Here is a 24,857-nt window from a genome sequence, read left to right on the forward strand (position 1 = left end):
GCGTGTGTCGACGCGCGAAGGCGAGGGTGCGCCAGCCGGATGCCTCTCCGACGCCTGCTTTTTCCGCGCCCGGGTTCGGTCAAGCGGGGCGGTCGTCCCTTCTTCCAGCGCGTATCCAGTGATGAACGCCCGCACCGGTGCCTGCCTCGAGGTTCTTTCGCGGATCTGCATCGCAGTGCCTTCACCCGCGTGTTTTCGTAACGGCCGGGGTGACGGCGCGCCGCGCGTGTTCTTCACCGCGCTCACCAGCACTTCGCTGCAGTCACTGATCTCTGTAATATGACAAAGTCGTTACACGATGACGGCGCGACTTCTGTCTGGGAGGACACAGTGGTCAGAAAAGAAAAGCTTCCACGAGAGGAAGAGCAGGGCGAGGAGCCGTCCATCCGTCCGGTGGACTGGTTGAAGATGAAACTGGGCGTGCCTGCGCACGCGGTCTATCTGGGCTTCGGGGTACAGAAATCGGGCGGTGACTTCTTTCTGGGGGACTGCGATCTGACGCAGAAGTCGGAGCACTGGTTATGGTGCGCTTCGGTCGAGGATGCGCACCGCTTCGTCGGCTGGCGGGAGGTGCTGGCGGTGGCAGAACGCTGCGTCGGTGCCGAGGTGGTGCTGATGTTCGATTACGGCGAAGAGGTCTGGGTCTTTTCCGCGCGCTGACTGCCTTAGATGCGCCCCGCCGCCATGGGCGGGGCGCATGCGCTTACCCGTAGCGCAGCTCGGTCGCCTTGCCCCAGAACACGCGATGCGCGAACAGCGTGTAGGCGAGGATGGCGGGCACCGTGATGATGCAGCCGGCGAGGATGAGGTTCAGCGCCTCGGTTGCGCTGGCTGCCTGCCAGATCGTGATGCGGTCCATCACGACATAGGGGTAGAGGCTGTAGGCCAGGCCGAGACCGCCCATCAGGAACACGCCTACCGTCAGTACGAAAGGCAGCCAGCACAGCGTGCCCAGTGCGCGCTGGCCGCTCAGCGTCCAGCGCAGCGCGACGAAGCAGGCGAAGGTGGCGAACGGGATGGGCAGCAGGCCGATGAACTGCGGCAGGCTGAACCAGCGGCCGGCCACGGTTTCGCTCACCCACGGCGTGGCGATCGAAATGAGGCCCATGCCGATCACCACCGGCACCAGGGCCATGCGACCCCAGTGCGCCGCGCGCTGCTGCAGTTCGCCCTCTGTTTTCAGCACCAGCCAGGCGGCGCCCATCAGTACGTAGGCGCAGGGCAGGGCGAGGGCGATCGCCAGCGCGAACAGCGAATAGGCGAAACCGTCGGCGAAACCGGTGATGAAGCGGCCGAGCATCCAGCCCTGGGCGATCGCGGTGACGGTCGAGCCGGCGAAGAACACGAAATTCCACAGCGGCTTGTGACTGTCCTGCGCCTTGACCCGGAAATCGAAGGCCACCCCGCGCAGGATGAGACCGAGCAGCATGACCGCGATCGGCAGATAGAGCGCGGTCATCACGACGCCGTGCGCCTTCGGGAAGGCGATCAGCAGAATGCCGACGCCGAGTACCAGCCAGGTTTCGTTGGCATCCCAGAACGGGCCGATCGACGCGATCATCATGTCCTTCTGGCTGTCGTTCGCACGATGCAGCAGCATGCCCACGCCCAGATCGAAGCCGTCCAGCACGACGTAGAGGAACATCGAGAGACCCATCAGGCCCATGAAGATGACAGGCAGGAATTCGGCCCAGGTCATGCTGCATTCTCCTTGTTCGCAAACTGGGTAGGCAGGGGCGTCGCGGCGCCGCCGGTCGGGGCGGGGTCGTAACTGTCCGATGGCTTTTCGGCCATGTAGCGCAGCACGCTCACATAGGCGACGATGAGCAGCACATAGGTGATCAGGTAGCCGGTCAGCGTCAGCGCGATGTGCGGCGCGGGCGTGGTCGATGCCACGTCGGCGGTCTTGATCAGGCCGTGCACGATCCACGGCTGACGGCCGATTTCGGTCACGTACCAGCCGGCCACAGTGGCAATCCAGCCGGAAAAGGTCATCCCGGCGATCGCGCCGATGAGCCAGCGTGGAGCGCGGTCCGGCTGCCAGCCGTGTCGCCGCAGCAGCCACCAGCCCACCCAGCTCACCAGCAGCATCAGCGAACCGATCGCCACCATGATGCGGAAGCTGAAGAACAGCGGCCGGACCGGCGGATGAGCCTCGAATTCGTTCAGGCCCTTCAGTTCGCCATCCCATTCGTGGGTCAGGATGAGCGACGCCATCTTCGGGATGCCGATGGCCATATCGTTCCGCTTTTCCGCCTCGTTCGGCAGCGCGAACAGCAGCAGCGGCGCGCCGCGCTCGGTGTGCCACACGCCCTCGATCGCCGCGATCTTCTGCGGCTGGTGGTGCAGGGTGTTGAGGCCGTGCATGTCGCCGACGACGATCTGCACCGGGATGAGCACGGCCGCCAGTGTCAGGCCGGCGCGCAGCGCAAGCGGAGTGGAGGCGTTGGCGCGTCCGCGCAGCACCTGCCAGGCGGACACACCCGCGACCAGAAAGGCCATGGTGAGCATCGACGCGAGCAGCATGTGGGTGAAGCGGTACGGGAAGGACGGGTTGAAGATGATTTCCAGCCAGCTCTTCACGTGGAACTCGCCGTTGATGATTTCGTAGCCCACCGGCGTCTGCATCCAGGAGTTCAGCACCAGGATCCAGAACGCGCTCATCGTGGTGCCGAAGGCGACCAGAAAGGTGGCCAGCAGGTGTACCCGCTCGCTCACCCGGCCGTGACCGAACAGCATGACGCCGAGGAAGGTCGCTTCGAGGAAGAAGGCGGTCAGCACCTCGAAGCCGAGCAGCGGGCCTGCAATATTGCCCACCTTTTCCATGAAGCCCGGCCAGTTGGTGCCGAACTGGAAACTCATCGTGATGCCGCTCACCACGCCCAGCGCGAAGGTCAGTGCGAACACCTTGGTCCAGAAGCGGTAGGCGGTGAGCCAGGGCCGGTGATTCGTCTTCAGCCAGCGCCAGCGCATGAACAGCAGCATCCAGCCCAGCGAGATCGAAATGGTCGGGAACAGGATGTGGAAGGTAATGTTGGCAGCGAACTGCATGCGCGCCAGCAGGACGGGATCAAAATCCATGATGGGGTCTCACTCCTTGGTACCGGGTTTCAGCTGGCCGGTCAGCTCCAGCAGTTTCTGGACCCGTGCACCCATGCGCATCAGCTTGGCCAGTGTCTGGGCGTCGAGCCTCTGTACGTCGTCGAACCAGTTGCTCATCAGTTCGATCAGGTCGTGCATGCCTTTCATGCGCTCCTGCGCCACGCGGTCTTCCTCGCTGCTCGGGGTTTCCAGCAGGGCGCTGCGCAGCATCGACAGCGTGGGTTCCATCTCGCGCCGCCGGCGTTCTTCCGCCAGCGTGCGGAAAATCTCCCAGGCGTCGGTCGGCGCGTCGAAGTATTCGCGCCGGTCGCCGGGCATGTGGCGCAGCTTCACCAGTCGCCACGACTGCAGTTCCTTCAGCCCCATGCTGACGTTGGAGCGGGAATAGGAGAGCGTTTCCGCGATCTCGTCGGCGCAGAGCGGACGCGGGGATACGAAGATGAGCGCGTAGATCTGACCGACGGTGCGATTGATGCCCCAGCGGCTGCCCATTTCGCCGAAGTGCGCCACGAAGGCGTGTACCAGCGGGGTCACGATTGAAGTCCCGTCCTTTTCAAGAAGTATTTGAACAGGCTTTAATATAAATCAAATTTCAGAAAATACTGAAAATTCGGAAAACACAGGATGATCTGTACGGGCGGGGGGCACGCCGTACTTGCGCGCCGCAGCATCCGGGCTGACGGGGTGCTCCGCTATTGGTACAATCTCGGGTTGTCCTTCCGTTTCCTCACTCAGTCATCAATTCGGAGAGTTTCATGGCCGCTGAACGTACCCTTTCGATCATCAAGCCCGACGCCGTCGCCAAGAACGTGATCGGCAAGATCTACCAGCGTTTCGAAGACGCCGGCCTGAAGATCGTCGCCTCGCGCATGACCCAGCTGTCGCGCGCAGAAGCCGAAGGCTTCTACGCCGTGCACCGCGAGCGTCCCTTCTTCAAGGATCTGGTTGACTTCATGATTTCCGGCCCGGTCATGATCCAGGTGCTGGAAGGCGAAGGCGCCATCCTGAAGAACCGCGACCTGATGGGCGCCACCGATCCGAAGAAGGCTGCGCCGGGCACCATCCGCGCCGACTTCGCCGACTCCATCGATGCCAACGCCGTGCATGGCTCCGACGCGCCGGAAACCGCCGCCGTCGAGATCGCCTATTTCTTCCCGGCGCTGAACGTCTACTCGCGCTGAGAGCACACGCGTGACCCGCACCAACCTGCTGCAGTTTGACGCCGAGGGCTTCGCCGACTTCTTTACGGGTCTGGGCGAGAAGCCCTTTCGCGCGCGGCAGGTGATGCGGTGGATACACCGCAATGGCGAGGGCGACTTCGACGCGATGAGCGACGTCGCCAAGTCCTTGCGCGCCAAGCTGTCGGACATCGCCTGCGTCCAGGCCCCGGTGCCGGTGCGTGACAGCACCAGCACCGACGGCACGCGCAAGTGGCTGATCGACGTCGGTGCCGGCAATGCGGTGGAAACCGTGTTCATTCCGGAAGAGCGTCGCGGCACGCTCTGCATTTCGACGCAGGCAGGCTGTGCGCTCGATTGCGCCTTCTGCTCGACCGGCAAGCAGGGTTTCAACCGCAATCTCGAAGTGTCGGAAATCATCGGCCAGCTCTGGCTCGCCAACCGCGCGCTCGGCGCGGTGCGTGGTGGCGAGAATGACGGCGAGCGCGTGATTTCCAACGTCGTCATGATGGGCATGGGCGAACCGCTGGCCAATTTCGACGCCACGGTGGCCGCGCTCAAGCTGATGCTGGACGACAACGCCTACGGCCTGTCGCGCCGTCGCGTGACGGTATCGACCTCGGGCATCGTGCCGGCGATGGACCGCCTGCGCGACGCCTGCCCGGTCGCGCTGGCGGTGTCGCTGCACGCGCCGAACGACGCGCTGCGCGACGAGCTGGTGCCGATCAACAAGAAGTACCCGCTGCGCGAGCTGCTGGCGGCCTGCGTGCGCTATCTCGACCGCGCGCCGCGTGACTTCATCACCTTCGAGTACGTCATGCTCGACGGCGTGAATGACAGCGACGAACACGCGCGCCAGCTGGTGGATATCGCCCGCCAGGTGCCGTGCAAGTACAACCTGATTCCGTTCAATCCCTTCCCGCAGGCGCCGTTCGGACGTTCGTCGAAGGAGCGCATCCGCCGCTTCTCCGAAATCCTGATCGAAGCCGGCATCGTCACCACCACGCGCAAGACGCGCGGCGACGACGTGGATGCCGCCTGCGGCCAGCTTGCCGGCCAGGTGCTGGACAAGACCCGGCGCACCCGCAAGACCATTCCCCTCCAGGAGGTTCCCGCACGGTGAAAAGACTGTTTTCGTGTGCGCTGGCTGCCCTGTCGGCCGCCTGGCTGCTCAGCGGTTGCGCGGGTGGCCAGCCGGCCGCCGCTCCGGGTGTCGCGGCACAGAGTCAGCAGCCCAGTACGCCGGTTTCGGAATACAAGCCGGTGGAAACCATCACCACCGGTTCGTCCCGCACCCGCGCCAAGTCGCACACCGAACTCGGTCTGGCTTATCTGGAAGCGGGTAATGTGGCGGTGGCGCTGGAAGAAGGGCGTCTTGCCGTGCGCGACGACAGCAGCTACGGCCCGGCCTACAACCTGATGGGTCTGGCCCACCTCTACCTGCAGGAACGTCAGCAGGCGCGGGAAAATTTCGAAAAGGCGCTGCGTCTCGCGCCCAGTGACCCGGACATCAACAACAACTTCGGCTGGTTCCTGTGCCAGGACGGCGACACCGCCCGCGCGATGCAACTGTTCAACAACGCGATCAAGAACCCGCTCTACGCGTCACCCACCCGGCCCTATACCAACGCCGGCCTGTGCGCGATGCGCAGCGGCGACCTGCAGACCGCCGAGGTCAATTTCCTGCGCGCGATCAACGCCGATTCGACCAATGTGCAGGCGCTGTACAACCTGGCGCTGCTGTTCTATCGCAAGGGCAACTATTACGAGGCGCGCAAGTACGTGAGCGATTTCCATGCGCAGCGTGATCCGGTGGCCGAAAGCCTGTGGCTGGCGCTGCGCATCGAGCGCAAGCTCGGTGACAAGGTGTCCGAAGCCGGTTTTGCCGGCCAGCTGCGCCGCCGCTTCGCCGGGACGCCGGAACACCAGGCCCTGATGCAGGGGAAATACGACTGATGACCGTCGATAACACGGTATCGCAACAGGCTGATTTCGCGGACGAACCGTCGGTCGGACTGCAGCTGCGTCGTGCGCGCGAAGCGCGCGGCATGACGGTCGAGGGCATCGGTGCCGCGATCAAGCTGGCCGCGCGTCAGGTCGAGGCGATCGAGTCGGACGACTACGCCCGCCTCACCAGTGCCACCTACGCGCGCGGTTTCATCCGCAATTACGCGTCGCTGATGGGGCTGGATGCCCAGGCCCTGCTGGCCCAGCTCGATCGTCACGAAGTGCGGGCGCGTCCGCAGCTGGTGGAACAGGCCAATGTCGGTGTGGCCATGCCCAGCCAGTCGGCCCGTCGCAAGTGGATGCTGCCGTTGCTTGCGCTGAGCGTGCCTGCGCTGGCCGCGATCGCGCTCTACGTGTGGTTCGAGTTCTGGCCGGCAGGTGCTCAGCCTGCGGCGGTCGAGCCGACGCCGGCCGTTGTCGTGCCGCCAGCGGCCGAGGCGACGCCCGAAGTGCCGGCCTCAGAGCCTGTACCGCCGGTCGATCCGCAGACCGCTGCCGTGCAGGCCGAAGTGCCGCCGCCGAACCCGTCTCCGGATGCGGCTGCGACTGCAGCGCTTCCGCCTGTGTCGGCGCAGCAGGCGCCTGCAGCGACTGCCGTGCCCGGTCAGCGCCAGCTGAACTTCCGCTTCACCGCGGACTCGTGGATAGAAATGCGCGATGCGCAGGGGCGCGTCGTGCTGTCAGAACTGAATCGCGCCGGCAGCACCCGCAGCTTCACTGCGGTGTTCCCGGTGTCGCTGGTGATCGGGAATGCGAAGTCGGTGAGCATGGACATCGACGGCGCGCCCTACGATCTCGTCCCTTCGACCAAGGTCGAAGTGGCCCGACTGAGGCTTGAATGATGAGCGAACCGTCTTCCGGCATCGTCCGTCGCCCGACCCGCAGCGTGCGGGTCGGCGATCTGGTGATCGGCTCGGCTGCACCGGTGGTGGTGCAGTCGATGACCAATACCGACACCGAGGACCACATTTCCACCGCCATCCAGGTGGCGCAGCTGGCCCGGGCCGGTTCGGAAATCGTGCGCATCACGGTCAACACGATGGAAGCCGCGGCCGCCGTGCCCAAGGTGCGCGAGCAGCTGCTGAAAATGAATGTGGATGTGCCGCTGGTCGGCGACTTCCACTTCAACGGCCACAAGCTGCTGCGCGAACACCCGGCCTGCGCCGAGACGCTGGACAAGCTGCGCATCAATCCGGGCAATGTGGGCAAGGGCAGCAAGCGCGACGAACAGTACGCCGCGCTGATCGACATCGCCTGCCGCTACGACAAGCCGGTGCGCATCGGCGTGAACTGGGGCAGCCTGGACCAGGCGCTGCTCGCCCGGGTGATGGACGAGAACGCCCGCCGGCCGCAGCCCAAGGATGCGATCGAGGTGATGCGCGAAGCGATGGTCACCTCCGCGCTGGAAAGCGCCGCGCAGGCGGTCGAATGGGGCCTGTCGCCGGACCGGATCATCCTGTCGTGCAAGGTGAGCGGCGTGCAGGATCTGATCGCCATCTATTCCGAGCTGGCGAAGCGCTGTGATTACCCGCTGCACCTCGGGTTGACCGAGGCCGGCATGGGCTCCAAGGGCATCGTTGCCTCGACCGCCGCGATGTCGGTGCTGCTGCAGCAGGGCATCGGCGACACCATACGGGTGTCGCTGACGCCGGAGCCGAACGGCGATCGCACGAAGGAAGTGATCGTTGCCCAGGAAATGCTGCAGACCATGGGGCTGCGTGCCTTCACGCCCATGGTTGCCGCCTGCCCCGGCTGCGGTCGCACCACCTCGACCTTCTTCCAGGAACTGGCGGCCGACATCCAGACCTATGTCCGCGACAGGATGCCGGAGTGGAAGACGCAGTACGACGGCGTCGAACGGATGACGCTGGCCGTGATGGGCTGTGTCGTGAACGGTCCGGGCGAGAGCAAGCACGCCAACATCGGCATTTCGCTGCCGGGTACCGGGGAAACACCGGTGGCACCGGTGTTCGAGGACGGCGAAAAGACCGTCACGCTGAAGGGCGACAACATCGCGGCGGAATTCCGCGGCATCGTCGATGCCTATGTCGCCCGCACCTACACCAAGAAAACCGCCGGCCGCACCGGCGTCTGAACGAAGAAGAATGAGCAAACTGCAAGCCGTTCGCGGCATGAATGACATCCTGCCGGACGAGGCAGAGCGCTGGGAAGCATTCGAAACCATCGTGCGCGACTGGCTGCGCGGCTACGGCTACCGGCCGATCCGCATGCCGCTGCTCGAGCACACGCCGCTGTTCAAGCGCGCCATCGGTGAAGTGACCGACATCGTCGAGAAGGAAATGTATTCCTTCGAGGACGCGCTCAATGGCGAGAACCTGACGCTGCGCCCGGAAGGCACGGCGTCCTGCGTGCGGGCGGTGACCGAACACAATCTGCTGTACGACAGCCCGCGCAAGCTCTGGTACATGGGCCCGATGTTCCGCCACGAGCGTCCGCAGAAAGGCCGCTACCGCCAGTTCCACCAGGTCGGCGTCGAGGCGCTGGGCTACGCCGGTCCGGACATCGACGCCGAGCTCATCATCATGTGCCAGCGTCTGTGGGACGACCTCGGCCTGATGGGCATCAAGCTCGAAATCAATTCGCTCGGGTCGCCGGAAGAGCGGCTGAAGCACCGCGCCGAACTGATCGCCTATTTCGAGGCGCACCGGGACCAGCTGGACGAAGACGCGAAGCGCCGTCTGCACAGCAATCCGCTGCGCATCCTCGACACCAAGAACCCGGCCATGCAGGCGCTGGTCGAAGCGGCGCCCAAGCTGTCCGATTTTCTGGGCGAGGCATCGCTGGCGCACTTCAATGCCATCCAGGACACGCTGCGCGCCGCCAATATCGCCTTCCGCATCAATCCGCGCCTGGTGCGCGGGCTGGATTACTACAACCTTACCGTGTTCGAGTGGGTGACCGACCAGCTCGGCGCCCAGGGCACGGTGTGCGCCGGTGGCCGCTACGACGGCCTGATCGCCCAGCTGGGTGGCAAGCCTGCGCCGGCCGCGGGTTTCGCGATGGGCATCGAGCGGCTGATGGCGCTGTGGGATACCCAGGAGGCCGACGCGCTGGTCGAGCGGGTGGAGGCCTATGTGGTGCATTCGGGCACTGGCGCGCAGGCGGCTGCCTTCGCGCTGGCCGAGCGTCTGCGCGACGGCGGCTTCGCGACGCTGATGCACTGCGGCGGCGGCAGCTTCAAGTCGCAGATGAAGCGCGCCGACGCCTCCGGTGCCATGGTGGCGCTCATCCTGGGCGAAGAAGAAGTGGCCGCGGGTGAGGTCACCTTCAAGCCGCTGCGCGGCGGCGAACAGATGCGCATCAGCGCCGACGACGTGGGTGAGCACCTGGCGGCCATGCTGCTGGGTGGCTACGGCGACGACGAAGACGACGCCCTTCAAAAAACCGACTTTCAATAACCGGTCAAACCGGCAGGAGCCAAGCACATGGCAGCACTCGATCTGGAAGAACAGGAACAGCTCTCCGCCATCAAGTCCTGGTGGAACCAGTGGGGCAACGCCATCACCTGGCTGGTGATCGCGGTGTCCGCGGTCATCATCGGCCAGCAGGGCTGGAACTGGTACCAGCGTGACCAGTCGGTCAAGGCCAGCGGCATCTATGACGTGCTGCAGGAAGCGGCGCTGGGCGGTGATCTGAAAAAGACCCGCGAAGCGGCGGCCGAACTGACCGAGCATTTCCCGGGCACCCAGTACGCGGCCCTCGGTGCGCTGCTGTCGGCCAAGGTGCATGCCGAGAACAACGACACCCAGACCGCCCGTGCCCAGCTCGAATGGGTGAAGGACAAGGCCTCGGAGGACGTCGTTCGAGATCTCGCCCGCCTGCGTCTGGCCTATGTGCTGATCGAGGAACAGAAGTTCGATGACGCCGCCAAGCTGCTCGACGGCAAGGCCGAAGCGTCGCTGGAAGCCCGCTTCCTGGAGGCGCGCGGTGACCTGCACCTGATGCGCGACCAGCGTGACGAGGCGCGCACCGCCTACCAGGCGGCGCTGACCCGCATCGATGAGTCGATCAAGGCCGGTGGCGATGCGGCCCGCATCGCCCAGCAGGGCATCCGCAGCGTGGTCGAAATCAAGCTCGACGCGGTCGGAGGCAAGCAGTGAAACGCTTTCCGGCCCTGATTCTGGTTGCCTCGCTGAGCGCGGGCTGCTCCTCGCTTTCGCTGGACAGCCTGAATCCGTTCAGCGGCCCGAGCAAGGGCAAGGTGCCGCCGCTGGGTGTCATCCAGCCGACCGCCCAGCTGGCCGAGGTGTGGCGCTATGGCGTGGGCCAGTCGGAGAATTTCGTGTTCGCGCCGGCGGTGGTGGGCGGCACCGTGTACGCGGCGTCGCGGGACGGGGTGATCGCGCGTCTGGACGACGGTCGCCTGATCTGGAAGATCAATGCCGGCAAGAGCCTGTCCGGCGGTGTGGGCGCCAGCGACAAGCTGTTGGTGGTCGGTACCGAGAAGGGCGAGGTGCTGGCGTTCGGCACCGACGGCAAGCCGCGTTGGCAGGCCACGGTGACGTCCGAGGTGCTGGCGCCGCCGGAAGTGTCCGACGACATGGTGTTCGTGCGCAGCGCCGACAGCCGCATCCAGGCTTTCGCGGCCGCCGACGGTGCCCGCAAATGGAATTACCAGCGCGCCAACCCGGCACTCACGCTGCGCACCCACGCCGGCCTGATCAGCACGCCGTCGCTGGTGATCGCCGGCTTCCCGGGTGGCAAGCTGGTGGCGATCAACCGCAGCAACGGCTCGACCATGTGGGAATCCAATGTGGCGCTGCCCAAGGGGGCGACCGAGCTCGAGCGCATCGCCGACGTGACCAGCCCGCCGGTACTGGCAGGTCGCGAAGTCTGCGCCGCAGCCTTCCAGGGCCGTGTGGCCTGCTTCGAGCTGACCAGCGGCAATGTGGTGTGGTCGCGCGACATTTCGAGCGGTGCCGGCATCGACGTCGATACCCAGAACCTCTACATCAGCGACGACAAGGGCGCGGTGCATGCGCTGGACCGTGCGACCGGCGCCAGTCTCTGGAAGCAGGACAAGCTGGCCCGTCGCGGCCCCGGCCGCCCGCTGGCGGTGGGCGCGTATATTGCCGTGAGCGACGTGGAGGGTATCGTGCACCTTCTGCAGCGCGAGAATGGCGCTTTCGCCGCCCGCCTGAATGGCGACGGCAGCAGCATCGATGCGGCGATGCAGGCCTATGGCCGTGCTTTCATCGCCCAAACCCGGGCCGGCGGCGTGCGCGCGCTGTCCGCCCGCTGAGGATTACTCTTGAAGCCTGTTCTGGTACTCGTCGGACGCCCCAATGTGGGCAAGTCCACCCTGTTCAACCGTCTGACCAAGACGCGCGATGCGCTGGTGGCCGATTTTCCCGGCCTGACGCGGGATCGTCACTACGGCAATGGCCGTCTGGGCGACCGGCCCTTCCTGGTGGTGGACACCGGCGGCTTCGAGCCGACCGCGCGTGACGGCATCATGGTGGAAATGGCGCAGCAGGCGGAGCAGGCGATCGCCGAAGCCGACGTGCTGGTGTTCATCGTCGATGGTCGCGCCGGCCTGACCGCGCACGACCGCGAGATCGCGGCCCGGCTGCGCCGTGCCGGCAAGCCGCTGGTGCTGGCGGTAAACAAGGCCGAAGGCATGCGGCGCGAAATCGTCGCCGCCGAGTTCCACGAACTGGGGTTGGGTGACATCCACGTCATTTCGTCGGCCCACGGCGAGGGCGTGCGCAATCTGGTCGAAGTATGCCTGGCGCCGTTCCCGCTTGACCCGGAGGACGAGGACGACCTGCGCGGCCCGAAAATCGCGGTGGCCGGTCGACCCAACGTCGGCAAATCCACGCTGATCAATGCACTGCTCGGCGAGGAGCGGGTAATCGCCTTCGACCAGGCCGGCACGACCCGGGACGCGATCAGCATTCCGTTCCAGCGCGGCGGCAAGGAATACACGCTGATCGACACCGCAGGTCTGCGCCGCAAGGGCCGGGTGTTCGAATCGATCGAGAAGTTCTCGGTAATCAAGACGGTGCAGGCGATCGAGCAGTCCAACATCTGCATTCTGGTGCTGGATGCCACCCAGGAAGTGTCCGACCAGGATGCGCACATCGGCGGTTTCATCGTCGAAAGCGGCCGTGCGCTGGTGCTCGTCATCAACAAGTGGGACGCGGTCGACAGCTACCGGCGGGAAATCTTCAAGCGGGAAGTGGCGCGCAAGTTGAGTTTCCTCGGATTTGCCCGCCAGCTCTACATTTCGGCGCTGGAAGGGCAGGGCGTGAGCGGCATTTTCGGCGCGGTCGATGCGGCCTACGCGGCGGCCATGATCAAGCTGCCGACGCCGCGCCTGACGCGCGCGCTGCAAGCGGCGGTCGAGAAGCAGGCGCCGCCGAAGCACGGCCTGTTCCGGCCCAAGATGCGCTACGCCCACCAGGGCGGCATGAACCCGCCGGTGATCGTGATCCACGGCACCGCGCTGGAACATGTTTCAGACAGTTACCGTCGCTTCCTGGAACGCCACTTCCTGGAAACATTCAAACTTCAGGGTACGCCCCTGAGAGTGCAATTCCGTACCGCGCACAATCCGTTCGCGGCGCGCGACAAATAGGTCCGCAGGCACGGGATCGAATGCATGGCGTGCCGTGTCGGAAGCTGCGGTGCATCAGAAAATCCAGTACAGTTAAATTTCAAATAAACAAGAGGTGTTCCCATGAGCAACAAAGGGCAAATGCTACAAGACCCCTTCCTCAACACCCTGCGCCGGGAACACGTTCCGGTCGCCATTTACCTCGTCAACGGCATCAAGCTCCAGGGCCAGATCGAATCGTTCGACCAGTACGTCGTGCTGCTGAAGAACACCGTGACCCAGATGGTGTACAAGCACGCCATCTCGACCGTTGTGCCGGCACGTCCGGTCAACATCCAGCACGAGCAGGGCGAGGGCAGTTGAGCCTGCGCCGGTCTTCCGTCATGAAAGCCCCCGCGGATGTTTGATCGTCCGTCGGGGGGTGAGCGCGCGGTCATCGTCCAGCTCGATCTGGGGGCGGGCGACTACGAAAATCGTCTCGACGAATTCACGCTGCTGGTGCGCAGTGCCGGTGCCGAACCGGTCGCGCGGGTCGGCGGTCGTCGTCAGTCGCCGGATCCGGCCACCTTTGCCGGCAAGGGCAAGGTGGCTGAAATCCTCGATCTGGCCAACGCCGGCGAGGCGGACATCGTGCTGTTCAATCACGAACTGTCGCCTGCGCAGCAGCGCAATCTCGAGCGCGCGCTGCAGCGCAGGGTGATCGACCGCAATGCGCTCATCCTCGACATCTTCGCGCTGAGAGCGCGCAGCCATGAGGGCAAGCTGCAGGTCGAACTGGCCCAGCTCGAACATCTGTCCACGCGGCTGGTGCGCGGCTGGACTCACCTTGAGCGGCAGAAGGGCGGCATCGGTCTGCGCGGTCCGGGTGAAACCCAGCTCGAAACCGACCGCCGGCTGCTCGGCGTGCGGGTGAAGGCGCTCAAGGAACGTCTGGCCAAGGTGGAACGTCAGCGCGGCGTGCGTCGCAAGTCGCGCGAACGGCGTGCCACGCCGGTGGTGGCGCTGGTGGGCTATACCAACGCCGGCAAATCCACGCTGTTCAACGCGCTGACCAAGGCCGGCACCTATGCCGCCGACCAGCTGTTCGCGACGCTCGACACCACGTCACGCCAGCTCTACCTGGGCGAGTTCGGTCAGGTTGTGCTGTCGGACACCGTGGGTTTCATCCGCGATCTGCCTCACACGCTGGTGGCCGCCTTCCACGCCACGCTCGAAGAAACCGCAGGCGCCGATCTGCTGCTGCACGTGATCGATGCTTCGGCGCCCGACCGCGATGCCCAGATCGAGGCGGTGGATCGCGTGCTGGCGGAAGTCGGTGCCGACGCGGTGCCGCAGATCCGCGTGCTGAACAAGATAGATCTGATGCCGGCGCTGGCGCCCGGGGCCGACGCGGGGGGCTGTGATACGATCCAGACCGTTCGCGTAAGTGCCCGTACCGGCGCCGGTCTGGCCGAACTGCGTGCGGCGGTTGCGCAGCGGCTGGCGGACGAAAAGGCCGCCGCCGCGCTGCGCAGGCCGCCGAATGACGATCCGCGCGGCCTGGAGCTGGAACCCTCGGCCGGCAGCGCACTCAGAGCCATCGCGGCACCGGAGGCGGACAACGCCGGTGCATCCGGCGCCGACGAGGCGCCGTACGATCCTTCCATCCTTACCTATCCAGTCTGAACGTGCTCAATGCGATCTTGATGTCGCTGAACGATCCCCGCTGGGGCAATCAGGGCGGCAACGGCAACAAGGGCGGTAACCAGGGACCGCCCGATCTCGAAGATCTCTGGCGTGATTTCAACCGTCGGCTGTCCGCGCTGTTCGGCGGCAAGTCGTCCGGTGACGGCGGTGGTGACAGCCGTCCGCCGGTCGGCGCTCGCCAGTTCGGCGGTGGCATCGGCGTCATTCTCGGTCTGGTACTCATCGTCTGGCTGGCCAGCGGTCTGTACATCGTGGACGCCAGTCAACGCGGCGTGGTGCTGCGCTTCGGCAAGCTGCACGAAACCACCGAGCCCGGCCTGCAATGGCGACTGCCGTATCCGATCGATTCGCACGAACTGGTCAATCTGACCGGCGTGCGCACGGTCGAGGTGGGCTATCGCGGCAGCGAGCGCAACAAGGTGCTGAACGAAGCGCTGATGCTCACCGATGACGAGAACATCATCAACATCCAGTTCGCGGTGCAGTACATCCTGCGCGATCCGGTGGCCTATCTGTTCCAGAACCGGCTGCCGGAAGAAACCGTGGTGCATGCGGCGGAAACCGCGATGCGCGAGGTGGTCGGCAAGAGCAAGATGGACTTCGTGCTTTACGAAGGCCGCGAGCAGATCGCGGTCGATGCGCAGCGCATCATGCAGCAGATCCTCGACCGCTATCAGACCGGCATACAGATCAGCAAGCTGGTGCTGCAGAACGCTCAGCCGCCGGAACAGGTGCAGGCCGCCTTCGACGACGCGGTGAAGGCGGGCCAGGATTTGGAGCGCCAGAAGAACGAAGGCGAGGCGTACAAGAACGATGTGCTGCCCAAGGCCCAGGGTACGGCTTCTCGCCTGCTCGAAGAGGCGAACGGCTACAAGCAGCGCATCATCGCCAGCGCGGAAGGTGATGCCAGCCGCTTCAAGCAGGTCCTGAACGAGTACGTGAAGGCGCCGGAAGTGACGCGTCAGCGCATGTACATCGACACCATGCAGCAGATCCTGACCAACACCAGCAAGGTGATGGTCGATACCAAGGGGAGCGGCAACCTGCTTTATCTGCCTCTGGACAAGCTGATGCAGCACGCGGGCGGGCAGGCGGATGGCTCCGCCGCGCGCCCGGCCGAGCCGGTCACGCTGCCGCCGCTGAACGAAGCGCCGGTGTCCGATACGCGCAGCCGTGACGGTCTGCGCTCGCGCGATCGGGGAGAACGTTGATGAAGGAAAAGCTTCCGCTGATTCTGGGCGGCCTGATTCTGGCCGCGATCCTGGCATCGACCTCGCTGTTCACGGTCGATCAGCGCCAGTACGCCATCGTTTTCCAGCTGGGTGAAGTGCGCAAGGTGATCGAGGAGCCGGGTCTGCACTTTAAGTGGCCGCTGGTGCAGAACGTGCGCATGTTCGACCGCCGCATCCTGACGCTGGACAGTGCCGATCCCGAGCGCTTCATCACGTCGGAAAAGAAGAACGTGCTGGTCGACCTGTTCGTGAAGTGGCGCATCACCGACGTGAAGCAGTACTACGTGTCGGTGGGCGGCAACGAACGTCTCGCCGAAACCCGTCTGCTGCAGACGGTGAACGCCGGCCTGCGCGAGGAATTCGGTCGCCGCACCGTGCATGAGGTGGTGTCCGGCGAGCGCGACAAGATCATGGAAGACATGCGCAGTAAGGCCAATGTCGATGCGGTCAAGATCGGGGTCGAGATCGTTGACGTCCGTCTGAAGCGGGTCGATCTGCCGAGCGAGGTGTCGGAATCGGTGTATCGCCGCATGGAAGCCGAGCGCAAGCGGGTGGCCAACGAACTGCGTTCGCTGGGTGCCGCCGAGGCTGAGAAGATTCGTGCCGACGCCGACCGTCAGCGCGAGGTCATCGTGGCCGAAGCCTATCGCGAAGCGCAGAAGATCAAGGGTGAGGGGGACGGCCGTGCAGCCGCCATCTACGCGGATGCCTTTGGCGCCAACCCGGAGTTCTACGCCTTCTACCGCAGCATGGACGCTTACCAGAAAAGCTTCCGCAACAAGGGTGACGTGCTGGTGCTGGAGCCGAATGCCGACTTCTTCCGCTACATGAAGGGCGGGCCGCGACCGGCCGCCAAGTAAGTCATCGGGGCACGGCCCGCGGACGTGCGGTATAGTCCACGGGTTGTTCCTTCGGGAACCGTATTGAAGGCAACAGCCCGCTCTGCGGGCTGTGCTTTTTTGTTGATGGAATCGATACTGCTCGTAGCGGTGGGGCTCATGCTCGTGATCGAGGGTGTGCTCCCCTTCGTCGCGCCCAGACTGTGGCGCGACACCTTCCGGCGGGCGACCGAACTGGCCGATGGCCAGCTGCGTTTCGTCGGCCTCACTTCAATGATCATCGGTATCGCGCTGATCGCGCTGTTCAAGTAATGCGTCGCTGGCTGCTTCCTGAATCCATCGAAGATCTGCTGCCCGCCGAGGCACGCCAGGTCGAACATCTGCGTCGCGGGCTGCTGGACGAGTTCGCGCTGCACGGTTACGAGCTGGTGGCGCCGCCGCTGGTCGAATACATCGAATCGCTGCTCACCGGCAGCGGCCGTGACATGGACCTGCGCACCTTCAAGCTGGTGGACCAGCTGTCGGGCCGCACCATGGGCCTGCGCGCCGACATCACGCCGCAGGTCGCGCGCATCGATTCGCACCTGCTCAATCGCAACGGCGTGGTGCGCCTGTGCTACTGCGGTCCTGTCGTGCATGCGCTGCCGGCCGGCTTCAATGCCACCCGCGAGCCGATACAGCTGGGCGCCGAGCTGTACGGTCACGCCGGCATCGAGGCGGACCTCGAAATGGTGCAGCTGCTGCTGCGCGCGCTCGAAGTGGCTGGCGTACAGCCGGCGCGCATCGATTTCGGTCATGTCGGGGTTTTCCGCGCGCTTGCGGCGCGCCTGCAGTCGCCCGCGCTGCGGGTCGAGGACGGACAGCAGGAGCTGTTCGTCGCGCTGCAGTCCAAGGATCTGCCGTCGCTGCGCCAGTTGCTGGCAGACGAACCGGCGGAGGTGCGCGACGCCTTCCTGGCGCTGCCCGGGCTGTACGGCACGTCGGATGTGCTGGCGCGCGCCCGCAGCCTGCTGCCGGATCTGCCGGAAGTGCGCGCGGCGCTCGATGCACTGGAGCGCATCGCGGCGGCGGTCGATCCGGCGGTGGCCGGCTTCGACCTGGCCGATCTGCGCGGTTACCACTATCACAGTGGCGTGAGCTTCGCCGCCTACTGCGCAGGTCAGGCTCAGGCCATCGCCTTAGGCGGTCGCTATGACGAGGTGGGACTGGCTTTTGGCCGCGCCCGCCCGGCCACCGGCTTCAGTCTGGATCTGCGTCAGCTTGCGCAGCTCGCACCGGCGGTGGCGCCGCGCGCCGGCATTCTCGCGCCGTCGAGCGGTGACGCCGCATTGCGCGCCCGGGTGAGCGCACTGCGCGCCGAAGGCGAAATCGTCATCACGGCGCTGCCGGGTCACGATGAAGATATGCAGGAACTGGCATGCAGTCGCCAGCTGGTATTCGTTGAAGGTGAGTGGCAGGTGAAGCCGCTCGAAAGAAAGGTTTGAGCATGGCAAAGAACGTGGTGGTCATCGGCAGTCAGTGGGGTGACGAGGGCAAGGGCAAGGTCGTCGATTGGCTGACCGATCACGCACAGGGCGTCGTCCGCTTCCAGGGTGGTCACAACGCCGGTCACACGCTGGTGATCAAGGGGCAGAAGTACGCGCTTAACCTGATCCCGTCCGGCATTATGCGTGACGGCGTGGCCTGCTACATCGGCAATGGCGTCGTGCTGTCGGCATCCCATCTGCTGTCGGAAATCGACAAGCTGGAAGCGGGCGGCATCGAAGTGCGTTCCCGCCTGAAGGTGAGCGAGGGCTGTCCGCTCATCCTGCCCATCCACAGCGCGGTCGATCTGGCGCGCGAAGAAGCGCGCGGTGGCGCCAAGATCGGCACCACCGGCAAGGGCATTGGCCCGGCCTACGAGGACAAGGTGGCGCGTCGTGCGCTGCGCGTGCTCGATCTGTTCAACCCCGGACGCTTCGCGGACAAGCTGCGCGAGCTGATGGAGTTCCACAACTTCATGCTGGAAAAGCAGCTCAACGCCAAGCCGGTCGACTACCAGCAGACGCTGGACGAGGCGCTGGCGCTGGCGCCGAAGATCAAGCCCATGGTGGCCGACGTGTCGGCGCTGCTGCACGCGGCCCACAAGCGCGGCGACAACCTGCTGTTCGAAGGTGCGCAGGGCACGCTGCTGGACGTCGATCACGGCACCTACCCGTATGTCACGTCGAGCAATTGCGTGGCCGGTGCAGCCAGTGCGGGCGCCGGTGTCGGACCCGGCATGCTGCACTACGTGCTGGGCATCACCAAGGCCTACACCACGCGGGTCGGTTCGGGCCCGTTCCCGAGCGAACTGCCGATCGAGGAAGAAGGGTCGGTGGGTTACCACCTGTCCACCGTCGGCCACGAGCGTGGCACGGTGACAGGCCGCGTCCGTCGCTGCGGCTGGTTCGATGCCGCAGCGCTGCGTCGCTCGATCCAGATCAATGGCGTGACGGGCCTGTGCCTGACCAAGCTCGACGTGCTGGATGGCATCGACGAGCTTCAGATCTGCACCGGCTACCGCGTGAATGGCGAAGTGTCCGATCTGCTGCCGCTGGGTTCCGAGCGCGTCGGTGCCTGCGAGCCGATCTACGAAACCATGCCCGGCTGGAGCGAAACCACGGTGGGTGCGAAGCGGGTGGATGATCTGCCGGCGAATGCACGTGCCTACATCGCCCGCATCGAGGCGCTGTGCGAAGTGCCGGTGGACATGATTTCCACCGGTCCCGATCGTGAAGAAACCATCGTGCTGCGCCATCCGTTCGCGTGAGCGTTGCGCTTCACACGCACCGCGCGTCCCGAAAGGGGCGCGCGGTTTTATTCTTTGTTCTGGCGGCAGCAGAAAACAAAAAAGCCGACATTTCTGTCGGCTTTTCTGCTGGCTTGTTTGGTGCCCAGGAGAGGACTCGAACCTCCACACCTTGCGGCACTAGTACCTGAAACTAGCGCGTCTACCAATTTCGCCACCTGGGCTAGAGGCTGCGCATTTTATACTAGGCTCTACGATTGTCAAGAGAAAACGAGAAAAAAGTGAAACTGAGCAAGATTCGCCGTGCGGATCCCTTCTTCGAGCGTGAAACCGCGCGTTATGAAAACCCGCTGCCGAGCCGCGAGTACATCGTGCAAGTGCTTGAACAGGCAGCGGTTCCGATGACCGCGGACGAGCTGGTTCATGCGCTCGACATCGAGCCGCACGAGCGCGACTACTTCGTGCGTCGTCTGGGTGCCATGGAGCGCGAAGCGCAGCTGATGCGCAACCGGCGCGACGCCTACATCATTCCCGACAAGGCCGACCTGATCGCCGGCCGGGTAGATGGTCATCCGGACGGCTTCGGCTTCGTCATCGTCGGTGATGACAGGACGCCGCCCGGCGCCAAGGCCGACCGCAAGGACATCTTCCTGAGCGCGCAGGAAATGCGCAGCGTGATGCACGGCGACCGCGTGCTGGTGCGCATCAGCGGTACAGACCGCCGCGGCCGGCCGGAGGGCAAGGTGGTGGAGGTGACCGAGCGCGCCAACACCCGGCTGATCGCGCGTGTGCTCGAGGAGCACGGCGTGCAGTTCTGCATCGCCGAGAACCGCCGCATCCGCCAGCAGATCGTGCTGGCCGCACCCGAGAAGGGGAAGCGGGCGCCCAAGGCGACCGCCGGTGCGGTGGTCGAGGTCGAACTGATCGAACAGCCGACCCGCTACACGCCGCCGATCGGTCGCGTGGTCGAGGTGCTGGGCAATTACGGCGACTCCGGCATGGAGATCGAGATCGCGCTGCGCAAGCACGACATGCCGCACGAGTTCTCGTCGAAGGTCATGGCTGCCACCAAGCGCTTGCCGGACGAGGTGCGCGAAAAGGACCATGCCGGCCGCGTCGATCTGCGCGAACTGCCGCTGGTCACCATCGACGGCGAAACCGCGAAGGATTTCGACGACGCGGTGTATTGCGAGAAGCAGGGCAGGGGTTTCCGCCTGGTGGTGGCGATCGCTGATGTGAGCCATTACGTGAAGCCGGGCACCGCGCTGGATGACGAAGCTTTCGAGCGTGGTAACTCGGTGTATTTCCCGCGCCGGGTGATCCCGATGCTGCCGGAGAAGCTGTCCAACGGCCTGTGTTCGCTGAATCCGGAGGTCGACCGCCTGTGCATGGTGTGCGACATGGACGTGTCGGCGGCCGGCGTCATCCAGCGCTACCGTTTCTACGCTGCGGTGATGAATTCCAAGGCGCGTCTGACCTACACCGAAGTCGCGGCCGCGCTGTACGACAAGGATGCTGATGCGCGCAAGCGGCTCAAGCCGCTGCTGCCGCGTCTGGAAGCGCTGGACGCGGTGTTCCGCGCCTTCGCGAAGGCGCGCGCCAAGCGTGGCGCGATCGACTTCGAAACGGTCGAGACGCAGATGCTGTTCAACGACGCCGGCAAGATCGAGCGCATCGTCCCCTACGCGCGCAATGACGCGCACCGGCTGATCGAGGAATGCATGCTCGCGGCCAACGTGTGCGCCTCGCGCTTCCTGGAGGAGAACGACCAGCCCACGCTGTACCGGGTGCATGAAGGCCCGAGCGAGGACCGCCTGCAGAAGCTGCGTGCCTTCCTCGGCGAGTTCGGCTTCCAGCTCGGCGGTGGCGACAAGCCGCACGCCAAGGATTACGCCGAACTGCTGGAGCGCATCGGCGACCGGCCGGACCGTCAGCTGCTGCAGACAGTGATGCTGCGCTCGCTGCGCCAGGCCATCTACAGTCCGGACAACGTCGGCCACTTCGGTCTGGCCTATGAGGCCTACACCCACTTCACGTCACCGATCCGTCGCTACCCCGATCTGCTGGTGCATCGCGCGATCAAGGCGGTGCTGGCGAAGAAGAAGTACGAGCCGGGTGACTGGTCGGATATCGGCCTGCACTGCTCGACCACCGAGCGGCGCGCAGACGAGGCCAGCCGCGACGTCACCAACTGGCTGAAGTGCTACTTCATGCAGGACCGCGTCGGCGAGGAATTCGAAGGCAGCGTGTCTGCGGTGGTGCCGTTCGGGCTGTTCGTGGCGCTCGATGACGTATTCATCGAAGGTCTGGTGCACATTTCGGATCTGGGCGCTGACTACTTCCATCACGACGAAGGCAAGCACCGCCTGGTCGGCGAGCGCAGTGGCCGGATCTACCGGCTGGCCGACCGCATCCGCATCCAGGTGGTGCGGGTCGATCTGGACAACACGCGCATCGACTTCCGTCTCGCCGGCGGTGGCGAACGCGATTTCGGCCGCATCCCGCAGGCTGCGCTGCTCAAGCCCAAGGCAGGGCCGACCGGGCCTGCGTCCCGCCGTCGGGTGACTGCGGATGCTGCACGCACACCGCCTTTCGAGGACAATGCGCGCCCCGCGAAAAAGCCGGTCGCGCCGGATCGGGCTGCATCCACCCCGGCCCGCAAGGCCGACCCGGCGGATGGCGGCGAGGCCGTATCGCGCAGCCGCGGTCCGGGCTCCGCAGGCAGGAGCGCGGGGAAAGCCGCGGCGCCCTCTCCGGTGAAGGCGAAGAAGGCGGCCGCGAAAAAGACCTCCTCGAAGAAGACCGCGGGCGCAAAGGGTACGGGCAAGAAGGGTCCGGCCAAGAGCGGCGTGGTAACGAGTGAAGTCGCGAAGAGTGTCGTCGGGAACAAGGGGGCTGCGAAGACCGCTCCGGACAAGAAGGCGCCGGCCGAGAAAGCCGCGACCGTAAAGAATGCCGCGAAGAAAAGCGCGGCGGGCAAGAGCACAGGAAAGAAGACCTCAGTGAAGAAAGCGCCGGCGAAGAAGACGACCGCCAAACCGAGCCCCTCGCGCAGCGCAAAGGCCGCCGCTCCGAAGCGGAGAATCCGCGAATGAGCGATACCCGCTACATCTTCGGTTTCCACGCGGTGACCGCCAAGGTGCGTCATGCGCCGGACGCGGTGAAGGAAGTGTTCATCTCCACCGCGCGTCAGGACGGCCGCATGCGTGACCTGATCCGCGCGGTCGAGGCAGCCGGTGTCAAATGGGTGCAGATGGAACCGGCCCGGCTCGACGGCCTGGCGGGCGGGGCCGCCCGTCACCAGGGCGTGGTCGCGCGCGTGCTGGCGCAGATTCCCTACCGTTCGCTGGATGACGTGCTGGACACGCTGTCCGAGCCGCCGCTGCTGCTGGTGCTCGACGGCATTCAGGATCCGCACAACCTCGGCGCCTGCCTGCGGGTGGCGGACGCCGCCGGCGCGCACGCAGTGGTGGCGCCGCGCGACCGCGCAGTCGGCCTGAATGCGACCGCGATCAAGGTGGCCAGCGGTGCCGCCGACACCGTGCCTTACGTGACGGTGACCAATCTTGCGCGCAGCCTGCGCGAAATGAAGGAGCGCGACATCCTGACCATCGGTGCGGCCGGCGAGGCCGACAAGTCGATGTATGCGCTCGATCAGTCCGGCGCGGTGGCCTGGGTACTGGGCGCCGAAGGAGACGGCATGCGCCGGCTCACCCGCGAAACCGTCGATGTGCTGGCATCCATTCCGATGCACGGCACGGTCGAGAGCCTGAACGTGTCGGTGGCAAGCGGCGTCTGCCTGTTCGAGGCACGGCGCCAGCGCAGCGCACGGGCCGGCTGAACGCGGCTTGTAAGAATCAGGGCCCGCACGCTATACTCGCGGGCTTACCTTGCCTCACCGGATTCGCATGCCGGGAGGTGTAACCGCCGGACAGGCTCGTGTTTGTCCGTCACTGAACCGCAAGGAGATTACATGCGACATTACGAAGTTGTTTTCATCGTCCATCCGGACCAGAGCGAGCAGGTGCCCGCCATGGTCGAGCGCTACCGTACGCTGGTCACCGGCCGCAACGGCAGCATCCACCGTCTGGAAGACTGGGGTCGCCGTCAGCTGGCCTACCCGATCCAGAAGGTGCACAAGGCTCACTACGTGCTGATGAACATCGAGTGCGACGGCGAAACGCTGGCCGAACTCGAGCACGCCTTCAAGTTCAACGACGCCGTTCTCCGCCACCTCACCATCAAGATGCGCAAGGCTGTCGTCACGCCGTCGCCGATGATGAAGGAAGAAAAGTCGCGTTCGCTGCTGGCCCCGGCTGCTGAAGCCGCTGCCCCGGCCGCGGAACAGCCGGCAGCTTGACCGAAGGGCAGGGCGCGACCAGCCCGGCGACCAACAGCTTCGCGCTGTCCGCCACGCTGATCGAACGCGATGCACTGAGACAGACCCCGGCCGGCGTGCCCCTACTGCGTGGATGCCTCGAGCACTTCTCGCAGCAGATCGAAAACGGTGCGCCACGCGAAGTCAGGTTTGAAACCGATTTCGTGCTGCTGGGAGACCTGGCAAGGCTGCTCGCTCAGGCCCCGCTCGGAACGTCGTTGATCGCGCAAGGATTCATGGCCGCCCGCAGTGCAAAAAGCAGGCAGGGCGTCATGCACATAACCAGTATCGAATTCGTGACCTCGGGCAGCTAAGCCCGGCGTCGCAACAGTGGAAGGAAACCACCATGGCTTTCAGACCGAAGAATGGCAAGAAGAAGGACGATCGCGGCTCGCGCAGCATGTTCAAGCGCCGCAAGTTCTGCCGCTTCAGCGCCGAGAAGATCGAAGAGATCGATTACAAGGACGTTGAAATCCTGAAGGACTTCATCTCCGAAAACGGCAAGATCATGCCGGCCCGCCTGACCGGCACCCGCGCCGGCTACCAGCGCCAGCTGTCGACCGCCATCAAGCGCGCTCGCTTCCTGGCCCTGATGCCTTACACCGACCTGCACCAGTAATCGAGGGAGACGACCATGCAAGTAATCCTGATGGACAAGGTCGCCAAGCTCGGCGATCTGGGCGATGTGGTGAAGGTGCGTGACGGTTACGCCCGCAACTTCCTGATCCCGACCGGCCGCGCCAAGCGCGTGACCCCGGAAAACCTGGCGGTTTTCGAAGCCCGCCGTGCCGAACTGGAGAAGGCTGCTGCCGAACGTCTGGCTGCCGCCAAGGCCGTGGCCGAGAAGCTGGAAGGCTTCACCGCCCAGATCAGCCGCAAGGCCGGCGTTGATGGCCGCCTGTTCGGTTCGGTGTCGACCGCCGATATCGCCGAAGCGCTGGTTGCCCAGGGCTTCACGGTGGACAAGTCCATGGTCCGCATGCCGGACGGCCCGCTGAAGGCGGTGGGCGAGTCCCAGTTCGAGATCGCGCTGCACTCGGACGTGATCGCCAACATCACCGTGGCGGTGGTCGGCGAGCATTGAT

26 protein-coding genes and 1 tRNA gene are annotated in these 24,857 nt (G+C 65.1%); 23 read left to right on the forward strand and 4 right to left on the reverse strand.

Annotation, left to right across the window (positions count from 1 at the left end; translation table 11 throughout):
- The first annotated feature begins 330 nt into the window (after nt 1-330).
- Nucleotides 331-660 (forward strand): hypothetical protein, encoded by a 330-nt coding sequence (locus tag METUNV1_RS03635; protein ID WP_232416269.1) that lies wholly within the window; start codon nt 331-333, stop codon nt 658-660.
- 43 nt (nt 661-703) lie between these two features.
- Here the strand turns inward: METUNV1_RS03635 and METUNV1_RS03640 are convergent, their stop codons facing one another.
- Genes METUNV1_RS03640 through METUNV1_RS03650 form a run of 3 tightly spaced genes read right to left on the reverse strand, consistent with a single transcriptional unit; the run spans nt 704 to nt 3,636 of the window.
- Nucleotides 704-1,699, reverse strand: a complete 996-nt coding sequence (locus METUNV1_RS03640) for a cytochrome d ubiquinol oxidase subunit II (protein WP_008058948.1) — start codon at nt 1,697-1,699, stop codon at nt 704-706.
- Nucleotides 1,696-3,081, reverse strand: a complete 1,386-nt coding sequence (locus tag METUNV1_RS03645; protein WP_008058955.1) for a cytochrome ubiquinol oxidase subunit I — start codon at nt 3,079-3,081, stop codon at nt 1,696-1,698. The genes METUNV1_RS03640 and METUNV1_RS03645 overlap by 4 nt, the downstream gene beginning before the upstream one ends.
- Nucleotides 3,082-3,090: 9 nt before the next feature.
- Nucleotides 3,091-3,636: a GbsR/MarR family transcriptional regulator gene (locus METUNV1_RS03650; protein WP_008058957.1), complete on the reverse strand. Its 546-nt coding sequence runs from the start codon at nt 3,634-3,636 to the stop codon at nt 3,091-3,093.
- A gap of 221 nt (nt 3,637-3,857) precedes the next feature.
- Between METUNV1_RS03650 and ndk the strand changes: the two genes are divergently transcribed.
- The 16 genes from ndk to METUNV1_RS03730 all read left to right on the forward strand — a co-directional run bounded on the left by ndk (nt 3,858) and on the right by METUNV1_RS03730 (nt 19,415).
- Complete coding sequence (gene ndk, locus METUNV1_RS03655) at nt 3,858-4,283, forward strand: nucleoside-diphosphate kinase (protein WP_008058959.1); 426 nt, start codon at nt 3,858-3,860, stop codon at nt 4,281-4,283.
- A gap of 10 nt (nt 4,284-4,293) precedes the next feature.
- Nucleotides 4,294-5,403: a dual-specificity RNA methyltransferase RlmN gene (gene rlmN, locus METUNV1_RS03660; RefSeq protein ID WP_008058962.1), complete on the forward strand. Its 1,110-nt coding sequence runs from the start codon at nt 4,294-4,296 to the stop codon at nt 5,401-5,403.
- A complete protein-coding gene (gene pilW, locus METUNV1_RS03665; protein WP_008058964.1) occupies nt 5,400-6,236 on the forward strand; it encodes a type IV pilus biogenesis/stability protein PilW in 837 nt (278 codons plus the stop codon). Before rlmN ends, pilW begins: the two co-directional genes overlap by 4 nt.
- The gene (locus tag METUNV1_RS03670) at nt 6,236-7,129 is read left to right on the forward strand and encodes a RodZ domain-containing protein (RefSeq protein ID WP_008058966.1); all 894 of its coding nucleotides are present in this window, start codon (nt 6,236-6,238) and stop codon (nt 7,127-7,129) included. The genes pilW and METUNV1_RS03670 overlap by 1 nt, the downstream gene beginning before the upstream one ends.
- Nucleotides 7,129-8,382 (forward strand): flavodoxin-dependent (E)-4-hydroxy-3-methylbut-2-enyl-diphosphate synthase, encoded by a 1,254-nt coding sequence (gene ispG, locus METUNV1_RS03675; RefSeq protein ID WP_008058967.1) that lies wholly within the window; start codon nt 7,129-7,131, stop codon nt 8,380-8,382. The genes METUNV1_RS03670 and ispG overlap by 1 nt, the downstream gene beginning before the upstream one ends.
- 10 nt (nt 8,383-8,392) lie before the next feature.
- Nucleotides 8,393-9,706: a histidine--tRNA ligase gene (gene hisS / locus METUNV1_RS03680; protein ID WP_081471316.1), complete on the forward strand. Its 1,314-nt coding sequence runs from the start codon at nt 8,393-8,395 to the stop codon at nt 9,704-9,706.
- 27 nt (nt 9,707-9,733) lie between these two features.
- Nucleotides 9,734-10,408 (forward strand): YfgM family protein, encoded by a 675-nt coding sequence (locus METUNV1_RS03685; RefSeq protein ID WP_008058971.1) that lies wholly within the window; start codon nt 9,734-9,736, stop codon nt 10,406-10,408.
- Complete coding sequence (bamB, locus tag METUNV1_RS03690) at nt 10,405-11,550, forward strand: outer membrane protein assembly factor BamB (protein ID WP_008058973.1); 1,146 nt, start codon at nt 10,405-10,407, stop codon at nt 11,548-11,550. The genes METUNV1_RS03685 and bamB overlap by 4 nt, the downstream gene beginning before the upstream one ends.
- Nucleotides 11,551-11,559: 9 nt before the next feature.
- Nucleotides 11,560-12,888 carry a ribosome biogenesis GTPase Der gene (der, locus tag METUNV1_RS03695; RefSeq protein WP_043358953.1) on the forward strand — a complete coding sequence of 443 codons (1,329 nt, stop codon included), beginning with the start codon at nt 11,560-11,562 and terminating at the stop codon, nt 12,886-12,888.
- A gap of 102 nt (nt 12,889-12,990) precedes the next feature.
- Nucleotides 12,991-13,230, forward strand: coding sequence for an RNA chaperone Hfq (hfq, locus tag METUNV1_RS03700; protein WP_008058977.1), 240 nt, complete (start codon nt 12,991-12,993; stop codon nt 13,228-13,230).
- A gap of 36 nt (nt 13,231-13,266) precedes the next feature.
- Nucleotides 13,267-14,532, forward strand: coding sequence for a GTPase HflX (hflX, locus tag METUNV1_RS03705; protein ID WP_008058982.1), 1,266 nt, complete (start codon nt 13,267-13,269; stop codon nt 14,530-14,532).
- Between the two features lie 20 nt (nt 14,533-14,552).
- On the forward strand, nt 14,553-15,764 hold the full coding sequence (gene hflK / locus METUNV1_RS03710; protein ID WP_008058983.1) for an FtsH protease activity modulator HflK: 1,212 nt from the start codon (nt 14,553-14,555) through the stop codon (nt 15,762-15,764).
- Nucleotides 15,764-16,645, forward strand: a complete 882-nt coding sequence (gene hflC, locus METUNV1_RS03715) for a protease modulator HflC (protein WP_008058984.1) — start codon at nt 15,764-15,766, stop codon at nt 16,643-16,645. Before hflK ends, hflC begins: the two co-directional genes overlap by 1 nt.
- A 105-nt stretch (nt 16,646-16,750) precedes the next feature.
- Nucleotides 16,751-16,936, forward strand: coding sequence for a DUF2065 domain-containing protein (locus tag METUNV1_RS03720; protein WP_008058985.1), 186 nt, complete (start codon nt 16,751-16,753; stop codon nt 16,934-16,936).
- Complete coding sequence (locus METUNV1_RS03725; protein WP_008058988.1) at nt 16,936-18,108, forward strand: ATP phosphoribosyltransferase regulatory subunit; 1,173 nt, start codon at nt 16,936-16,938, stop codon at nt 18,106-18,108. The genes METUNV1_RS03720 and METUNV1_RS03725 overlap by 1 nt, the downstream gene beginning before the upstream one ends.
- A 2-nt stretch (nt 18,109-18,110) precedes the next feature.
- Complete coding sequence (locus METUNV1_RS03730; protein ID WP_043358956.1) at nt 18,111-19,415, forward strand: adenylosuccinate synthase; 1,305 nt, start codon at nt 18,111-18,113, stop codon at nt 19,413-19,415.
- 118 nt (nt 19,416-19,533) lie between these two features.
- Here METUNV1_RS03730 and METUNV1_RS03735 read toward each other — a convergent pair.
- Nucleotides 19,534-19,618, reverse strand: a tRNA-Leu gene (locus METUNV1_RS03735).
- A gap of 57 nt (nt 19,619-19,675) precedes the next feature.
- Between METUNV1_RS03735 and rnr the strand changes: the two genes are divergently transcribed.
- The 6 genes from rnr to rplI all read left to right on the forward strand — a co-directional run bounded on the left by rnr (nt 19,676) and on the right by rplI (nt 24,856).
- On the forward strand, nt 19,676-22,489 hold the full coding sequence (rnr, locus tag METUNV1_RS03740) for a ribonuclease R (RefSeq protein ID WP_008058990.1): 2,814 nt from the start codon (nt 19,676-19,678) through the stop codon (nt 22,487-22,489).
- Nucleotides 22,486-23,235 (forward strand): 23S rRNA (guanosine(2251)-2'-O)-methyltransferase RlmB, encoded by a 750-nt coding sequence (gene rlmB, locus METUNV1_RS03745; RefSeq protein ID WP_008058991.1) that lies wholly within the window; start codon nt 22,486-22,488, stop codon nt 23,233-23,235. Before rnr ends, rlmB begins: the two co-directional genes overlap by 4 nt.
- A gap of 132 nt (nt 23,236-23,367) precedes the next feature.
- The gene (gene rpsF, locus METUNV1_RS03750; RefSeq protein ID WP_008058992.1) at nt 23,368-23,754 is read left to right on the forward strand and encodes a 30S ribosomal protein S6; all 387 of its coding nucleotides are present in this window, start codon (nt 23,368-23,370) and stop codon (nt 23,752-23,754) included.
- A complete protein-coding gene (priB, locus tag METUNV1_RS03755; RefSeq protein ID WP_008058993.1) occupies nt 23,751-24,086 on the forward strand; it encodes a primosomal replication protein N in 336 nt (111 codons plus the stop codon). The genes rpsF and priB overlap by 4 nt, the downstream gene beginning before the upstream one ends.
- A 32-nt stretch (nt 24,087-24,118) precedes the next feature.
- Nucleotides 24,119-24,391: a 30S ribosomal protein S18 gene (rpsR, locus tag METUNV1_RS03760; RefSeq protein ID WP_008058994.1), complete on the forward strand. Its 273-nt coding sequence runs from the start codon at nt 24,119-24,121 to the stop codon at nt 24,389-24,391.
- 15 nt (nt 24,392-24,406) lie between these two features.
- Nucleotides 24,407-24,856 (forward strand): 50S ribosomal protein L9, encoded by a 450-nt coding sequence (rplI, locus tag METUNV1_RS03765; protein WP_043358958.1) that lies wholly within the window; start codon nt 24,407-24,409, stop codon nt 24,854-24,856.
- The last annotated feature ends 1 nt before the right edge of the window (nt 24,857 follow it).

This window comes from Methyloversatilis universalis FAM5 (assembly GCF_000214035.2).
Classification (GTDB): domain Bacteria; phylum Pseudomonadota; class Gammaproteobacteria; order Burkholderiales; family Rhodocyclaceae; genus Methyloversatilis; species Methyloversatilis universalis.

Excerpts from the sequence above, each read along its gene's own strand:
- hflC (WP_008058984.1), top strand. The coding sequence starts at position 15,764 with ATGAAGGAAAAGCTTCCGCTGATTCTGGGCGGCCTGATTCTGGCCGCG.
- hfq (WP_008058977.1), top strand. The coding sequence starts at position 12,991 with ATGAGCAACAAAGGGCAAATGCTACAAGACCCCTTCCTCAACACCCTG.
- METUNV1_RS03725 (WP_008058988.1), top strand. The coding sequence starts at position 16,936 with ATGCGTCGCTGGCTGCTTCCTGAATCCATCGAAGATCTGCTGCCCGCC.
- hflK (WP_008058983.1), top strand. The coding sequence starts at position 14,553 with ATGTCGCTGAACGATCCCCGCTGGGGCAATCAGGGCGGCAACGGCAAC.
- ispG (WP_008058967.1), top strand. The coding sequence starts at position 7,129 with ATGAGCGAACCGTCTTCCGGCATCGTCCGTCGCCCGACCCGCAGCGTG.
- hflX (WP_008058982.1), top strand. The coding sequence starts at position 13,267 with ATGTTTGATCGTCCGTCGGGGGGTGAGCGCGCGGTCATCGTCCAGCTC.
- METUNV1_RS03685 (WP_008058971.1), top strand. The coding sequence starts at position 9,734 with ATGGCAGCACTCGATCTGGAAGAACAGGAACAGCTCTCCGCCATCAAG.
- METUNV1_RS03720 (WP_008058985.1), top strand. The coding sequence starts at position 16,751 with ATGGAATCGATACTGCTCGTAGCGGTGGGGCTCATGCTCGTGATCGAG.
- rlmB (WP_008058991.1), top strand. The coding sequence starts at position 22,486 with ATGAGCGATACCCGCTACATCTTCGGTTTCCACGCGGTGACCGCCAAG.
- rpsF (WP_008058992.1), top strand. The coding sequence starts at position 23,368 with ATGCGACATTACGAAGTTGTTTTCATCGTCCATCCGGACCAGAGCGAG.
- METUNV1_RS03670 (WP_008058966.1), top strand. The coding sequence starts at position 6,236 with ATGACCGTCGATAACACGGTATCGCAACAGGCTGATTTCGCGGACGAA.
- METUNV1_RS03730 (WP_043358956.1), top strand. The coding sequence starts at position 18,111 with ATGGCAAAGAACGTGGTGGTCATCGGCAGTCAGTGGGGTGACGAGGGC.
- hisS (WP_081471316.1), top strand. The coding sequence starts at position 8,393 with ATGAGCAAACTGCAAGCCGTTCGCGGCATGAATGACATCCTGCCGGAC.
- rpsR (WP_008058994.1), top strand. The coding sequence starts at position 24,119 with ATGGCTTTCAGACCGAAGAATGGCAAGAAGAAGGACGATCGCGGCTCG.
- METUNV1_RS03645 (WP_008058955.1), bottom strand. The coding sequence starts at position 3,081 with ATGGATTTTGATCCCGTCCTGCTGGCGCGCATGCAGTTCGCTGCCAAC.
- ndk (WP_008058959.1), top strand. The coding sequence starts at position 3,858 with ATGGCCGCTGAACGTACCCTTTCGATCATCAAGCCCGACGCCGTCGCC.
- rplI (WP_043358958.1), top strand. The coding sequence starts at position 24,407 with ATGCAAGTAATCCTGATGGACAAGGTCGCCAAGCTCGGCGATCTGGGC.
- METUNV1_RS03640 (WP_008058948.1), bottom strand. The coding sequence starts at position 1,699 with ATGACCTGGGCCGAATTCCTGCCTGTCATCTTCATGGGCCTGATGGGT.